Origin of the sequence: Ramlibacter alkalitolerans, from assembly GCF_016722765.1 — a bacterium.
GTDB lineage: Bacteria > Pseudomonadota > Gammaproteobacteria > Burkholderiales > Burkholderiaceae_C > Ramlibacter > Ramlibacter alkalitolerans.
Map to the genome: position 1 here is coordinate 1 of NZ_JAEQND010000019.1, position 13,718 is coordinate 13,718.

Below are 13,718 nucleotides of genomic sequence, written 5' to 3' on the forward strand. Positions count from 1 at the left end.
CTCCAATATGCCGATCCGCGACTGGCTCCAATACGGCGATCACGCAGTGGCTCCATTACGCCGGTCGGCAACTGGCTCCTACATGCCGATCACGAAGTGGCTCCTATACGGCGGTCGGTGACAGGGAGTCGGCCGCGCTTGACGACAAGCAGAGAGGCTTGCCTGTCGACTGGAGGTGAACTCCGCTGGAGTGAACTTCACGGGGGAGGCGCCGTCGCGAGCAGTGTGCGAATTCCACAGGTTGCAGGTTCGACCGTGTCGGTCGGCGCAGTCGCTAGCATGTGCTGCGGCCATGAGCCTTCGTGGCTCCTCGCCGGTCCAGTAGGTAGCGCCTGCTGCGGCCATGAGCCTCGGCAGCGGCCTAACAGGTCGTTCGACACGGACGCACAGCGGCAAGGCGCCGCGAGCCGTGTGCGGGAGCGTACGACTCGCGGCGCCTTGCCGCTGCGCGCCGGTCAACTCCGACGTTAGGTCTCACAAGGCCATGGTGACAATCATTCGCTTCGTCAAAGCCCTCATCCTGCTCGCCGCGCTGATCTCGCCACTTTTGGCTTGGGCGGTCTTCAAGCCCGTTCGCGTTCTCGTTCCGCAATGGGCCGGCGTCGAGTGCTACTCAAGCGGTGTTTGTACGGACGATGCCTCCTTCGCCGCCGAAGCTGCAAGGCTCAAGACGGAAGCTGTTGCCTTTGTTCAGCAGAAGTTGGGCCGGATCGAACGCGTTCCGAGAGTAATTTTCTGCGCCTCAGCGGCTTGCGAGGCGTCATTCGGGTTCGGAGCCAACGCTTCGTATAACGTCGGTACGAGCGGTGCCGTGGTCTCGCGTCGTGGTCGCCACGACTATTACCTCCGGCACGAGCTTATCCACCACGTTCAGGCAGAGCGTCTCGGTGCTGCTCGGTTGTGGCTCGCGACGCCGACGTGGTTCATTGAGGGTATGGCGTACTCGATCAGCGAGGACCCAAGGCACCCACTGGCAGAGCCATTCGAGAGCTTTCGTGCGCAATACGAGAACTGGGCCTCACAACAGGCGCACGGTGATCTATGGTCGCGCGCCAGGGAGCTGTGAGCGGTGAGACCTAACATGTCGTTCGACGCGGACACGCAGCGGCATTGCGCCGCAAGCCGCGCGCGCGAGCATACGTCTTGCGGCGCAATGCAACTCCGACGTTAGACCTCACCTCCAACCGATGCAGCCCCCTAGTCGCAGTCGTTTCTTGCTCGGCGTAGTTGTCGGAAGCGTCTGCGCGCTGGTGCTTTCGTGGTTTGGGTCACCTGAAGCCTCTAGCCAGGCAGCGCTGCATCACGGGTACGAAGGCCCGCAGTCAGTCACGGACAGGCTGCTGGTCCTTGACATTCTGTTCACCTTCCTCTCTTTCTTTGCGGGGTCGCTGGTGTCGTTCTACATTGCCAAGTCGAGGCCGTATTTTGCGTGCTGCACAGTCGGCGCAATTGGTTGGTTCGTCTACTTCTGCGAAGTCGGTGGAACGCTTGGCATGTTCTCCGGCGAGTATCCTCTTTGGTACGAATTCGCTCCGACTCATCTGGCCTCCAGTCTTCTAGCCGCGTGGGTGGTAGCACGGAGGGGGCGCAGTGAGGCCTAACAGGTCGTTCGACGCGGACACGCACCGGCAAGGCGCCGCAAGCCGTGCGCGGGAGCATACGTCTTGCGGCGCCTTGCCGGTGCGTGCCGGTCAACTCCGACGTTAGGTCTCATACCGCCGTGCGAGATCCCACACCGGAACTGCCCAGGCTTCTCGAGATTTTCAATATCGAGAGCAAGCGAGAGCTAGAGCGTCACTGCCAAGGCTTGGTACTCCATCGAACTGATTTGGTAGCTCTGGTTCTTGCGGCGCAACGAGGTGTGCTGGCCCCGTACAAGTATGCGAACCACTTCGACAGGCGACTCCCAAGCCATCTCCTTCCAAATGAGGCGGAGCGTTCAGCTCTCGCTGCCAATGGCGTCGGGCCGTTTCGGTCGCGAGGAGTGTCGAAGTTCGCGTCGAAGATCTTTCAATTGGCAGAAGAACAACGATGCCTAGCCGCGCATTTGTTCTACACCCCTTGCCACACGCACTGGTACCTGCTTTACTTTGACAATCGAGACACGGCGGTCCACCGGAATCACTGGAAATTCGGGGCGCACGTACACCTGCTGTGTTCACTTTGGCCGAACCTATCTCTCGAGAAGACATGGAAGAAGGTGCTCGAAGGTGACCTCAGCTTCCCGAGCAAGGTCCACTTGCGGTACAAGCGCCGTGGGACTGAGACCTAACAGGTCGTTCGACTCGGACGCGCAGCGGCATCGCGCCGCGCAGCGTGTGGGCGAGCCTACGCCGCCCGGCGCAATGCCACTGCGCGCCGGTCAACTCCGACGTTAGGCCGCATCTGAAGTCCGGGGCCTGATCGACCAACATTTCGGAGCTAGTTCGATGCCTGCACCCGCCGAACTCGAATTGTTCCAGTGGAACGTGATGATGGACGCGTTTAACAGGGAGTCCGATCGAGGAGCTGCCGTCCTCGTCGCCGGCTTTGTGGAGAACTACCTCGGGTCGTACCTGAGATCGTTGGTGAAGGACCCGCAAGTTGCAGGTGACCTATTCGGAGCGATGGGGCCGCTCTCAAGCTTCAGTCAGCGCATCGCGGTTGCCTACGCCTTCGGATTCATCACCAAGGAGCACTACGAGAACTTGACTCTCGTTCGTCGAATTCGAAATCACTTTGCTCACCACCCGCTGGACGTGTCATTCGCGACCAATGAGGTAGCGCAACTTGCCAAAAGGCTATCGAGCTTCCAGGTCGCCAAGGACTCGCATCCGCGAGACGATGCAGAGATCTATCGACGAGCCTACATGTTTGCTTCTGCGTTTTTCTGCGGCTACGCTCACGCAAAGCGGCAGTTTCCCGACGGCACCAAGCCCACGGCGATCTATGAGAGCGGGTCAATCCCACAGGAGGAGCGATGATCAAGACTTGGTCGAGCGGCGAAGGGGCCGACGTGACCTGTCCGAAATGCGGAGCGGTCTATTCGGTGAAGATCTACCGCATGCTAGCAAAGGACAGCGATTCGTTCCATTGCGAGGTCTGCGGGGAACTCGTTAAGAGCTGGAACGACACCCGGGTTCCCACGTTTACGTTGAAGAAGAAGGGTGACGGCTCGGGAAATGCGGCCTAACAGGTCGTTCGACGCGGACACGCACCGGCAAGGCGCCGCAAGCCGTGCGCGGGAGCATACGTCTCGCGGCGCCTTGCCGGTGCGTGCCGGTCAACTCCGACGTTAGACCTCACTATCGCGCCCGTGGCTCGCTCTAAGCAACAGGAACTCGTCGACGCCGCATTCGAGGCGCGAGCCGCGGCACACCCTGAACTGCGTAAGGCTGTTCTTGTGCGAAGGAAAGACGAAGATAGCGGTGACACGCCACTGCTGACACACCGCATCTACCGTACTTCTGAGGGGAGCTACTTTCTCTTCATCTGCGAAGCGGGTCAGCGAGGCTATCTCACGCAATTGACACGCGAGCGGGCGCAAAATGCACTGCGTTCTACTCCAGAGATCTTCCGGCAGGAGTTCGGTCGTGACCCGTAAACGCGCGTTGAGGTCTAACAGGTCGTTCGACGCGGACACGCACCGGCAAGGCGCCGCGAGCCGTGCGCGGGAGCATACGTCTCGCGGCGCCTTGCCGGTGCGTGCCGGTCAACTCCGACGTTAGAGCGCACGGTCAATATGGCGACATCAAGAGCAGCAAAGAAGTCAGCCGCTCCTCCAGGGGCAAGCGTGGAGCGGCGCATAGCCGCCTACGAGAAGCAATTCGAGCTCTTGGAGGCGCAGCTGTACAAGGTCGAAGCGGAGAACGCTAGGCTGAAGGCGAAAATCAAAGTGCTGGAAGCGGCGAAGCCAGGCGCGGCGGTCCAAGCAATGACTGACGAGGAACTAGAAGCCCAACTTGCCCCATTGATTGAGCAAATGGGGTACGTGAAGAAGGAGAGCTAGCTGAAAATGAACGGCGAAATTCAACTCAATGGTTCATGGCGCGAGTGCGAACTCGTTCATCCTCACAAGGCGCGGCCGATCAATGTTCCGGGTCCAGTGGGAATGACTTCCTTTCAGGCCAGCCCGTATGCGCGCTACGACGCGAGGGTTTCGGGAGTCCTCCTGCTTCCCGGGCGGTATCGGTTCCGACGTGACGGCCGCGAGTTCGAAATCGCAATCGTGAAGAGCGAGGGTGACGTGGCGTGGGGCAATGCGCTCTAACAGGTCGTTCGACACGGACACGCAGCGGCATTGCGCCGCAAGCCGTGCGCGGGAACATACGTCTTGCGGCGCAATGCCGCTGCGTGCCGGTCAACTCCGACGTTCCACGTCACGAATCTCCATAGGAGGTCCGTGTGGGTACCTTCGCTTTGTCAATTCCGCAGGGCTGCCTTGGCACGCTTCCCCGCCGCCGCAGTGGAGTCGGGTCTTCGGAGAAGCAAGGAGCTGAGATGGTGATTCGAGGGATCGTTATCGCGACGCTTGCGCTTGTCGGAGCCGGCGCATCTCTTGCCCAAGTTGCTTGGGTATCTGCCGAATACGTGTGTGCACGGTCGTCGAGATCATTCTCCGGCGACGCTCCCGTGAGCGGTGAGGGGGGGCTCACTGACACCTCCGCGGCCGTCCTCGAAGACACAGCTCTGCGACTGCTTATCGAACGGCGTACCGCTTTCTTCGAGCAGTCCCTGGTCGGCTCTGTGACACCGCTTGGCATTTACGCCGGTCGAGCATCGCGAGAAGGTCTTGTGCGACTTTCAATTGCGCCAAGCAACCCGGCCGCATGCCTCGCCAGTTTGCCTATGTTGCGGTTCGGGCGCCTTTACCGCTTGTACACATCAGGAATGCGCCCGGACGAATGCGTGAAGGTGGAAATCATGCAGACCCCTTCCGGGAGACACCTGCTGAAAACGACGAACACGCGACAGGGCGGCGCATACGTGACGCGGTACGAACTGGTAGACACCGTTACAGGTCAAGCGCGAGGAGAAGTCCTCAGCGCAACCTCGGACCCGGGGCCAAGCACACTTGGAGGTGCTGTGATGCGGTCTATCTCGCCGACGATCAGCAAGAGTTGCCGAGCCGACCTCCAGAGCTTGACGAACCAGTTCATCGCTCCAGCGCGCGGCGGATCATCTTCACTGGTGCCGTCGGCGACTCCGGTGGACAACTCTATTCCGAGTTCTGAGCTGCTTTTCTCTCGCACGGAGTTGACGTACCGTGTCCTGCAGGAAATGGGCAACGAGCCACCAGAAGCTGACGTAGTAGTCGCGAGTGACGGCTACAGGGCATTGGTCGCCCACCGAGGATCTTTCGCAGCACACCTCGACCTTGATCGGTGGCAAGGGTGCCGTCCTACAGTACTGCCGCTAAAGATGGGCGTGCTTGTGATCGGTAGCTTGGGTTGCTCCGGCCGTCCAGACCCACAGGTGTTATTGTCAGCCCCTCGTGCGTGTAGCGTTTCCGTTTGGCCTCATCTACACAGAAACCGACTAAGGCATCCTCGTTCCCGCCGTTGCACACAATCGACGCCGACCGACGTACTGGCTTGGAAGGGTGCGACGTGAGGTCTAACAGGTCGTTCGACGCGGACACGCACCGACAACTCCGACGTTAGACCGTAGAGGGGACAAGTGCTGCCTACCACCACCCTCGAATCCCACCTCGCCTGCCCGAAGTGCGGCTTCATCTCTGTCGAGACGATGCCCACCGATTCGTGCGTGTACTTCCACAAATGTGCGGGATGCCACGCGCTGCTGACGCCCAAACCAGGAGATTGCTGCGTGTTCTGCTCCTATGGTTCCGTGAAGTGTCCGCCTGTCCAGGAATCTCACGGTTGCTGTTCAAAGCAGGAAACGCCATGATCCCGCGCAGGAAGTGGGCGCCTGAAGCGCATCGCCAAGACTTGGCTCCTCCGGGGCCTCGCGGACCTTCTGTTCGCTTTCCATCACGACAATGTCCTTTCAATACGCCGGCGCCGCCGCCTTCGACTTCCTCTTCAAGCTCTTGCAGTACTTGTGCTGGACGGCCTTGATCGTTCGTGCGTCTTCGTCGGTGATCCAGTGCATGTTGTCCTTGGTGCGCTGGCCACCGGCGCACTCCGGGGTGAAGTAGCCGATCTTCCAGCCGGGGCAACTGCGTGCCTCGATGGCACCGGTGGAGGGGCACACCTTTTCCTGCTTGAATTCGCGCTCGGCGTCGCTTTCGTGATGCTTGGAGCGCGCGAACGCGCACAGGGGCAAGGCTGCGGCCAGCAGGCAAACCAGAGCGGTGCTTTTCATGTCAGGGGATTCCCATCGCGACGCGCGCGCCACGCGGCATTTATACTGCGCCGCCCCGATCTTGCGGCGACAGCGCTGCGACGACCTTGCCGATGCATCCACCCGTTCCCGCCCCTGACGACGGCGGCGCCCGCGCTCCGCTGGCCGCCGTCACCGGGGCGTCGGGCTTCATCGGCAGGCACGTCGTCGCCGCCCTGACCTCGGCGGGCTGGCGGGTGCGGCTGCTGCTGCGTCGTGCTCCCGAGGGCTCCGAATGGCGGCAAGCGCATCCCGAGGTCGTGGCGGGATCCCTCGAGGATGAAGCCGCCCTCGCCCGCCTCGTGGAAGGGGCCGACGCCGTCGTCCACCTGGCCGGCCTCATCAAGGCCGCGCGCCGGCAGCATTTCTTCGACGTCAACTGCAAGGCCGTGGCCCGGCTGGCGGAGACGGTGCGGCAGGTGGCGCCCGGGACCCACTTCGTGCTGGTGTCGAGCCTCGCCGCGCGCGAGCCGGCCCTGTCGGACTACGCGGCCAGCAAGCGGGCCGGCGAGTCGGCGGCGCGCGAGGTCCTGGGCCAGCGCGTGACGGTCCTGCGGCCGCCCGCGGTGTACGGTCCGCACGACCGGGAAACGCTGCGCTTCTTCCAGATCGCTCGCTGGCAGCGCATTCCGCTGCCAGGCCGCGCCGACGCCCGCGCAGCCCTGATCCACGTCCAGGATGCGGCAAGGCTGGTGGCGTCGATCGCGGCGGCATCGCCCCGCGGCGAAGTGCTTGCCATGGCGGACGCGCACCCGGAGGGCTACAGCTGGGAGGCCGTGCTGGCCGCTGCCGCGCGCGCCGTCGCCAACCCCGCGCCCCGGTTCTTCCAGGCGCCGCAGGGCTTGCTGAAGGGCGTGGCGCTGATCGGCGACGTGGCGCGCCTGGCCGGCTCGGCCAGCATGCTCAATTCCCAGAAGCTGCGCGAACTGCGCCACCCGGACTGGGGCGTGGCCGACGACGAACTTGCCAGGCCGGCGGGGTGGGCGCCCGAGTTCGACCTCGATGGCGGATTCGCGGATGCCGTCGCCTGGTACCGGGCCGCCGGCTGGCTGCGCAGCTGACGCGCCATGGGCCAAGGCGCGGCGGCCATCTGGGTGCTCCTGGGCGCGCGGCATGGCGACAACCAGCAGTTGCTGGCGATCGCGCAAGCGCTCGGCCTGCCCTATCGCGTGATCCAGCTGCAGTTCAACGCCGCCGCCGCTCTGGCGCCCGTCCTGCTCGGTGCGACGCGGCTCTCGTGGCGCACCCGCGACGCGGAGCCGCTGCAAGCGCCGTGGCCGCCTGTGGTGCTCGCCGCGGGCCGCAGGAGCGTGCCGGCCGCACGCTGGATCCAGCGCCAATCGTCCGGCCGGACGCGCCTGGTCCACGTCAATCGGCCCTGGGCACCGCTGTCCTGGTTCGACCTGGTCGTGTCCACGCCCCAATACGCGCTGCCGCAGCGCGAGAACGTGCTGGTCAACCGCCTGCCCTTCGTGCCCGGCGAACCGGCCCGTGCCGTGGCCCTGCCCGCTTCGCTGCAACAGCACGCGGCGGCGATGCCCCGCCCCTGGACCCTGGTGATGGTCGGCGGGAACAGCCGGCCCTATGTCCTGGACGGCAGCGCCGCGATCGCGCTGGCGCAGCGGGTGAACGAACAGGTGCGAAGCAGCGGCGGCAGCGCGTGGGTCCTCGGAAGTCCGAGGACGCCGGCCACGGCGATGGATCGCATCGAGCGCGCGCTGGAGATCCCCGCGCAGGTCGTGCGCTGGGGCCGCGCAGAGAACCCTTACGCGGCTCTGCGCCGGACGGCGGACCGCTTCATCGTGACGATGGACAGCGCTGCGATGCTGACCGAGGCGCTGCTCAGCGGCCGGCCGGTGCTGCCGTTCGCCTTGCCGGCCCGGCCCGACTGGCGCTGGCGGCTGGCGTCGACGTGGCGCGCGGCGGCCGAACGCGCTCCCGCGTCGCTGCTCGCGCGAAGCTTCGATGCACTGCAGGACCTGGGCTGGCTCTCGTCGACGCGCGACGTCGGCCTGCTGGTCCGGGGGCTGGAAGCGGCAGGCGTCTTCGACGGCCAGGGGCGTGCCCCGGAACTCGCACGCCAGGAGCGGCAGGCCACGGTGACACGCATCCGCCGGTTGATCGACGCGAGCTGACGCGCCCTACCCCGCCGTCACATCCGCCGCCCGGGCAACGCACTCCAGCGCGTCGCGGCGCACATGGCCGCGCGCGATCTCGGCCTCCAGCAAGGCACGGTCGATGGAGCCGTTCTCCAGCGCTTCGCCGAGCAGCCGGAAGAACAGCCGCTCCTGCGCCGGATCGGGATGGCGCTTGTAGTGCCCGGCGCCGCGCCCGGTCAGCTTGCGCAGCCAGATGCCGGCACGCGAGCCGAGCGTGGTGCCGCGCGGCGTGAAGTCGGAGGGCAGCCCGGTCTTCCACGGCTGCGTGCGCCTGTGGGTGTTGTGCAGCATTCGCGTGTCCGGCGCCAGCCGGTCGAAATCGTTCCACTGCGACTCCAGCGGGGCGACCGTTCCGGGCGGCTCCAGCAGCAGCCACATCCAGTCGCGGTAGTCGCGCTCGCCGCGGAAGACGCGCTCGAAATCCGCCACCCAGTTCCAGTGCCGCAGGCGCGCGCAGTCCATCAGCATGACGCTGGACGCATAGTGCAGCGGCCGCCGCGAATCCGCCTCCATGCGCCGGGCCATGACGGCGGCGCCGCCCATGTCGCGATCGAGCAGATCGTTGATGTCCGCCAGCGCGAAGATGTCGGGGTCGATCAGCACGGCGCGCCCGGCGTAGGCCATCAACTCGGGGACGGCGAAGCGCAGCGGGGTGAAGGACTGCAGGTCGTCGTTGCGCCAGGTGGCCTGGCGGCCTTCGCGCAGGTAGCTGCGGCCTTCGAAGGCTCCGAGCGCCGGGAAATCGGTCGTCTGCAGGATGCGCACATCGAAGCGCTCCGGCGCCGCGCTGTGGCGCAGGAGCGCGTGCCGGGCAACCAGCGCGCCCACGATCTGCCTGGGATTGGTGTGGATGAAGACGGCGTTGCGCATATCGGAACTCTGCCCTCCCTCAGGGCCGGCCCGGGCAGGCACGGCGCCACTACGGATTCTGCTGCCAGTAAGCCTCGTCGCGCCGCACCAGCAGGTCCGCGGCGCGGCTCCTGCCATCGACCTTGCGCTGGCCTTTCATGTGGTCCATGAAGCGGCCCAGGCGCGAGTTGATCAGCACGTGCGAGGCCTGCCAGCCGGCACCATCGGCGATGTCATGCACCCGCGCGCCGCGCGCCTGGGCCCGCTTGCGGACCACGTCGAACAGATAGGAGTCGTGGTATTCGCGCTCGGCCAGGAACAGGTCCTTGGCGTACATGTCCTCGAATTCCCGCAGCAGACGCCCGGCTTCGCGGTGCCGCAGGTTGTAGACCACGAAGCCGCACTCGCTGTGCTGCGGCCGCCGCAGGCACGCAACCACGCTGTCCGGCGGCGCCAATGCCGCCAGTTCGGCCATATCGACATCGGCGAAGAAGCGGGTATCGGCGTCGATCCAGATCAGGATGTCGGCCTCGGTGCGGCGGGCAGCGTCGAAGACCGCATGACTCTTGTGGGCGAACCGGATGGCGTCCCAGCGGTAGGCCGCCCTGTGCTCGCGCCAGGGCAAGGGAATCGCCAGCGGGCCCAGGCGCAGCCGGCGCCAGGGCAGCTCCGCGCCGCACACCCTCGGATCGTTCGCGTGCCGCGCCTTGAAGGCAGCCAGTTGCGGGCTGCAGGCCAGGAGGTCACGGGGCATGACCCGGCCGGGAACCACCGGCGGCTCGAAGCCTTCGTGATACAGCAGCAGGGGAACGTCGGCCGGCCAGTGCGCGAGATAGCTCTCGAGCATGGTGCGCCCGTAATCGCGATAGCCTGCGGCGTGGCAGGTCGTCACGACGGCGAAGCTGCGGCGCGAAGGCATGCGGTCGGGCGTACGGGAGCCGGCCTCAGCCGCGTGCCCGTTCCAGTGCCGCGAGGATGCGCCCGATATCCTCGTCGTCATGCGCGGCGCTGAGGCTCACGCGCACCAGGCTCACGCCGGCGGGCGTGGCCGGCGGGATCATCAGGTTGGTATAGACGCCCTCGTCCAGCAGCGCCTGCCACACCGACTGGGCCTGCGCGCGCTCTTCGAACACCAGTGCGGCCACGGGCCCCGGTGTCCGGCTGCCGAGGCGATAGCCCAGCCGGCCCGCCCCGGCATGGAAGCGCTCGGCGTGCTTCCAGAGCCGGGCACGCAAGGCCTGTCCGTCCAGCAGTTGCCGCAATGCAGCGCGCGTGGAGGCGATCGATGCCGGCGACGACGAGGCGGTGAAGATGTAGGGGCGGCTGACGAAGCGCAGCAGGTCCAGGTCGGCATGGCGGCCGACGCAGAAGCCACCCACGCCGCCCAGGCTCTTGGAGAAGGTGCCGACGATGAAGTCGACGTCCTGCAGCAGGTCGAGGTCTTCGCACAGGCCCAGGCCGCGCGGGCCGAAGATGCCGAAGGAATGCGCCTCGTCGACCAGCAGCCAGGCACCGTGGCGGCGCTTGACCTGCGCGATCTCGCGCAGGGGTGCCCGGTCGCCCAGCGTGCTGTACACCCCTTCGACCACGATCAGCGCCCGGCGCGCATCGTCGCCCAGGCGCTGCAGCCGGCGGTCGAGGTTGTCCGGGTCGTTGTGGCGAAAGCGGATGGTGGTCGCGTTGCTGAGACGGCAGCCGTCGTGGATGCTCGCGTGGCTGTCCGCGTCCACGAGCAGGAAGTCGCCCGTGTCGGCCAGCGCGGAAATGACGCCCAGGTTCGTCTGGTAGCCGGTGGAGAACACCATGCACGCGGGCCAGCCGAAGGCTTCGGCCAGCTCCTTTTCCAGCCCGCGGTGGCTGGCGTAGTTGCCGCTGGCCATCCGTGAGCCGGTGGTGCCGGTGCCCTGCGTTTCGATGGCTTCGATGGCGGCGGCGCGGCAGGCGGCGTCGAAGGTCAGGCCGAGATAGTTGTTGGTGCCCGCCAGCACCGTGCGCCGGCCGCCGATGGTGGCGCAGGTGGCCGAATGGATTTCGTCCATGGGCGTCGCGATGGGCGCGACGCCCCCCAGCTCCGCCAGGCTGGCGGCGAGGGCCCGTTGCGCAGCGAACTTGTCGAGCAGGTTCACGGATGGCGGCCGCTCAAGCCGTGGATGCCGGCGCGCAGCCCGTTGATGGTCCGCGCCTGCGCAAGCGTCTCGACCGGAATGGAGATGTCGAGGCGGTCCTCGATCTCCATCACGAGGTCCATCACGCCGATGGAATCGAGGTCGGCTTCCTGCATCAGGTCGGCGTCGCCGGCGAGGCCGCCGGAGCCGGGGCGGATGGCGGCGAGCGCTTCGCGGATGGCGTGTTCGATCGCGGCCGGGCTGGCGGAAGCGCCGGCGCCCTCAGCTGGAAGTGGTGAAGGCAGTGTCAAGTGGGATGCTCGCAGGCCCGGTGCGCAGGCCGGTTTCGTCTTCTTCGAACAGCATGGGCGACTTCACGAGCCGGCTCGCGTCCGCGCAGCGGGCCAGGAAGTCCCTGCGCGCCATGCTGCGCGACAGCTTGCCCGAGGAGGTACGCGGCAAGGTGTGCGGCGGCACCAGCTCGATCAGGCAATGGATGCCGAATTCGGAATGGATCGCCTGCTTCAGGCGCGCGGCCAGTGATTCGAGCGTGCGCGAGTCGGTCTCGCGGCACTGCACGACCAGCACCGCCGTCTCGTTTTCCTCTTCGTCCGTCACGGTGAAGGCGGACGCATCGCTGGTGCGGACTTCGGGCTGCTGCTCCGCCAGGTATTCGAGGTCCTGCGGCCAGATGTTGCGGCCCTTGATGATCATCAGGTCCTTGATCCGGCCGGTCACGTACAGCGCGCCCTCGGCGCGGTAGCCCAGGTCGCCCGTATTCAGCCAGCCCTCGGCGGAAAGCACCGCCTGCGAAGCCTCGGGATTGTTGAAGTAGCCCGCCATGACGCTGGCGCCGCGCAGGTGGATGGTGCCGCACTGCCGCTCGCCGAGGGCGGCTCCGTCCTCGCCGCGGATCTCGACCTCGAAGCCCGGCAAGGGCCGGCCGCAGTCGATGAAAGCCTTGCCCTTCACGCCGGCTTCGTCCGCGCGCGGCGGCAGGGCTTCGCCGGTGCGCGACAGCCGGTCGACGTCGACCAGGTCGCTGCGGGGCATGCTGCCGACGGCCGCGAAGCTGACCGCCAGCGAACACTCGGCCATTCCGTAGCAGGGAAGGAAGGCCTGGGGGTGGAAGCCCGCCGGCGCCAGGATCTCGGCCACCTGGCGCAGGGATTCGGGATGGATCATCTCGGCGCCGACGCCGGCAACGCGCCAGTGCGAGAGATCGAGCAACGCCAGGTCCGCCGGCCGGATGCGGCGGGCGCACAAGGTGTAGCCGAACGGCGGGCTGAAGGAGATCGTGGCGCGGTTGCGCGAAATGAGCCGGAGCCACAGCCGCGGCCGCATGGCGAAATCGCGCGTCGGCAGGTAGTCCACGGAGCGTTGCGTGGCGATGCAACCGAGCACGATGCCGACCAGGCCCATGTCGTGGTAGTGCGGCAGCCAGGAACAGAAGCGGTCTTGCGGCGTCAGCGCGAAGCCGTGGTTGAAGATCGCGAACAGGTTGGCCATCACCGCGGCGTGCGTGATCATGGTGCCGCGCGGGAAGCGCGTGCTGCCCGAGGTGTATTGCAGGTACGCCAGTTCGGAGGGGGCCGGCGGCACGGGCTGGGCCTCGTCCGCGGGAAGCGCCAGGAACTCGTCGAGCGTGCCCGCCAGGGCCAGCGGCAGCCCTTGCGCGGCCTCGTGCAGGAAACCGGCGAACTCCACCGGCGCGAACGCGGCCACGGCCTGGCAGTCGGCCAGCAACTGGCGCAGGTGCCTGACATAGGCCTCCCGGCCGCCCAGGTGCACCGCCGCCGGCAGCGGAACGGGCACCAGTCCGGCGTACTGGCAGGCGTAGAACATGACGGCGAAATCGGGGTGGGTGTGCGCGACCAAAGCGACGCGCTGCCCCCGGCCCAGGCGGGCAAGCCGGCGCGACATGGCGAGCGCGCGCTGCCGCAGCTCGCGGTACGGCAGAGTTGCCGTGACCTCGTCCCGCCCGCCGTAGTAGTTGAAGCCCGACGCACCGGTGGCCGCGTAGTCGAGCGCCTCGGTGAGCGTGGAGAAGTCGGCGCTTCGCAACGGGACGCCGCTTTCCGTCGGCGTCGGGGCCGGATCAACAGGTGTTTCTTTGATCAATGCCTCACCCTGTTCTTGTGGTCCGTCTCCGGAAAACGAGAGTTGCGCCGAAGCACTTCGGGCCTGCTCCATTCACTTTCGGAGCCGCAAACTCTAGCGTTCGAAGACGATTCATGCAACGTGTGGCACCGGCGACTGTTCGCGTCGCGCGGTTTAGGCG

The 13,718-nt window shown here is 66.1% G+C and carries 13 protein-coding genes; 7 read left to right on the forward strand and 6 right to left on the reverse strand.

The features are described 5' to 3' along the window. The first annotated feature begins 484 nt into the window (after positions 1–484). The 5 genes from JI746_RS25495 to JI746_RS28295 all read left to right on the forward strand — a co-directional run bounded on the left by JI746_RS25495 (position 485) and on the right by JI746_RS28295 (position 5,889). Entirely contained in the window at positions 485–1,066 is a 582-nt protein-coding gene (locus JI746_RS25495; protein WP_201693133.1) for a hypothetical protein, read from the forward strand. A gap of 1,363 nt (positions 1,067–2,429) precedes the next feature. Then, entirely contained in the window at positions 2,430–2,963 is a 534-nt protein-coding gene (locus tag JI746_RS25500) for an MltR family transcriptional regulator (RefSeq protein WP_201693134.1), read from the forward strand. Continuing rightward, complete coding sequence (locus JI746_RS25505) at positions 2,960–3,172, forward strand: CpXC domain-containing protein (RefSeq protein ID WP_201693135.1); 213 nt, start codon at positions 2,960–2,962, stop codon at positions 3,170–3,172. Before JI746_RS25500 ends, JI746_RS25505 begins: the two co-directional genes overlap by 4 nt. A 600-nt stretch (positions 3,173–3,772) precedes the next feature. After that, positions 3,773–3,988 carry a hypothetical protein gene (locus JI746_RS25510; RefSeq protein ID WP_201693136.1) on the forward strand — a complete coding sequence of 72 codons (216 nt, stop codon included), beginning with the start codon at positions 3,773–3,775 and terminating at the stop codon, positions 3,986–3,988. Between the two features lie 1,673 nt (positions 3,989–5,661). Then, the gene (locus JI746_RS28295; RefSeq protein WP_330893084.1) at positions 5,662–5,889 is read left to right on the forward strand and encodes a GDCCVxC domain-containing (seleno)protein; all 228 of its coding nucleotides are present in this window, start codon (positions 5,662–5,664) and stop codon (positions 5,887–5,889) included. A 99-nt stretch (positions 5,890–5,988) separates the two neighbouring features. Here JI746_RS28295 and JI746_RS25515 read toward each other — a convergent pair whose 3' ends face one another. After that, complete coding sequence (locus JI746_RS25515; protein ID WP_201693137.1) at positions 5,989–6,306, reverse strand: hypothetical protein; 318 nt, start codon at positions 6,304–6,306, stop codon at positions 5,989–5,991. A gap of 92 nt (positions 6,307–6,398) precedes the next feature. Between JI746_RS25515 and JI746_RS25520 the strand changes: the two genes are divergently transcribed. Together JI746_RS25520 and JI746_RS25525 are read left to right on the forward strand one after the other, a co-directional pair. Next, a complete protein-coding gene (locus JI746_RS25520) occupies positions 6,399–7,385 on the forward strand; it encodes an NAD-dependent epimerase/dehydratase family protein (protein WP_201693138.1) in 987 nt (328 codons plus the stop codon). A gap of 6 nt (positions 7,386–7,391) precedes the next feature. Next, positions 7,392–8,459, forward strand: a complete 1,068-nt coding sequence (locus JI746_RS25525; protein ID WP_201693139.1) for an ELM1/GtrOC1 family putative glycosyltransferase — start codon at positions 7,392–7,394, stop codon at positions 8,457–8,459. 6 nt (positions 8,460–8,465) lie between these two features. Here the strand turns inward: JI746_RS25525 and JI746_RS25530 are convergent, their stop codons facing one another. The 5 genes from JI746_RS25530 to JI746_RS25550 are packed head-to-tail and all read right to left on the reverse strand — an operon-like array spanning position 8,466 to position 13,501. Beyond that, positions 8,466–9,353 (reverse strand): glycosyltransferase family protein, encoded by an 888-nt coding sequence (locus JI746_RS25530; RefSeq protein ID WP_201693140.1) that lies wholly within the window; start codon positions 9,351–9,353, stop codon positions 8,466–8,468. A 49-nt stretch (positions 9,354–9,402) separates the two neighbouring features. Beyond that, the gene (locus JI746_RS25535; RefSeq protein ID WP_201693141.1) at positions 9,403–10,251 is read right to left on the reverse strand and encodes a hypothetical protein; all 849 of its coding nucleotides are present in this window, start codon (positions 10,249–10,251) and stop codon (positions 9,403–9,405) included. A 25-nt stretch (positions 10,252–10,276) separates the two neighbouring features. After that, positions 10,277–11,458: a serine palmitoyltransferase gene (spt, locus tag JI746_RS25540; protein ID WP_201693142.1), complete on the reverse strand. Its 1,182-nt coding sequence runs from the start codon at positions 11,456–11,458 to the stop codon at positions 10,277–10,279. After that, positions 11,455–11,748: an acyl carrier protein gene (locus JI746_RS25545; protein WP_201693143.1), complete on the reverse strand. Its 294-nt coding sequence runs from the start codon at positions 11,746–11,748 to the stop codon at positions 11,455–11,457. Before JI746_RS25545 ends, spt begins: the two co-directional genes overlap by 4 nt. Continuing rightward, complete coding sequence (locus tag JI746_RS25550) at positions 11,720–13,501, reverse strand: fatty acyl-AMP ligase (RefSeq protein WP_236600136.1); 1,782 nt, start codon at positions 13,499–13,501, stop codon at positions 11,720–11,722. Before JI746_RS25550 ends, JI746_RS25545 begins: the two co-directional genes overlap by 29 nt. Positions 13,502–13,718 lie beyond the last annotated feature (217 nt).

Coding starts and splice junctions, on each gene's coding strand:
- JI746_RS25525 (WP_201693139.1), top strand. CDS start 7,392: ATGGGCCAAGGCGCGGCGGCCATCTGGGTGCTCCTGGGCGCGCGGCAT.
- JI746_RS25530 (WP_201693140.1), bottom strand. CDS start 9,353: ATGCGCAACGCCGTCTTCATCCACACCAATCCCAGGCAGATCGTGGGC.
- JI746_RS25500 (WP_201693134.1), top strand. CDS start 2,430: ATGCCTGCACCCGCCGAACTCGAATTGTTCCAGTGGAACGTGATGATG.
- JI746_RS25535 (WP_201693141.1), bottom strand. CDS start 10,251: ATGCCTTCGCGCCGCAGCTTCGCCGTCGTGACGACCTGCCACGCCGCA.
- JI746_RS25505 (WP_201693135.1), top strand. CDS start 2,960: ATGATCAAGACTTGGTCGAGCGGCGAAGGGGCCGACGTGACCTGTCCG.
- JI746_RS25520 (WP_201693138.1), top strand. CDS start 6,399: ATGCATCCACCCGTTCCCGCCCCTGACGACGGCGGCGCCCGCGCTCCG.
- JI746_RS25515 (WP_201693137.1), bottom strand. CDS start 6,306: ATGAAAAGCACCGCTCTGGTTTGCCTGCTGGCCGCAGCCTTGCCCCTG.
- JI746_RS25495 (WP_201693133.1), top strand. CDS start 485: ATGGTGACAATCATTCGCTTCGTCAAAGCCCTCATCCTGCTCGCCGCG.